The sequence below is a fragment of the Bacillus sp. GbtcB10 genome (assembly GCF_019091365.1).
Lineage (GTDB): Bacteria > Bacillota > Bacilli > Bacillales > Bacillaceae > Bacillus > Bacillus altitudinis.
Genome location: NZ_JAGXJP010000343.1, coordinates 1 through 242 on the forward strand (window position 1 = coordinate 1; position 242 = coordinate 242).

Sequence of the window (242 nt, forward strand, 5' to 3'; positions counted from 1 at the left end):
CATCCTTTATCGATCAGAAATTAGATCACTAGGTGAGAACTGGCACATGGTGACAGGGCGAACGTAAGCGAGGAAGTGCATTATGCCATCAGGAAGAACGCATACGAAAATAAACTTAATATCCCTTCCGGTTGTTTTGTTTCTGCTCTTTTCGTATGGACTAACAAATTGTGATTTTTTATTAACTTTTGCAATTGGCTTTTTAGTAGGTACTACATTTTTAACACCGGATTTAGATACGT

The 242-nt window shown here is 37.6% G+C and carries 1 protein-coding gene; it reads left to right on the forward strand.

Annotation, left to right across the window (positions count from 1 at the left end):
* Positions 1–82 precede the first annotated feature (82 nt).
* Positions 83–242 (forward strand): DUF2227 family putative metal-binding protein (locus KVT11_RS20445; RefSeq protein WP_217609205.1); only part of this gene is annotated, 160 nt, incomplete at its 3' end.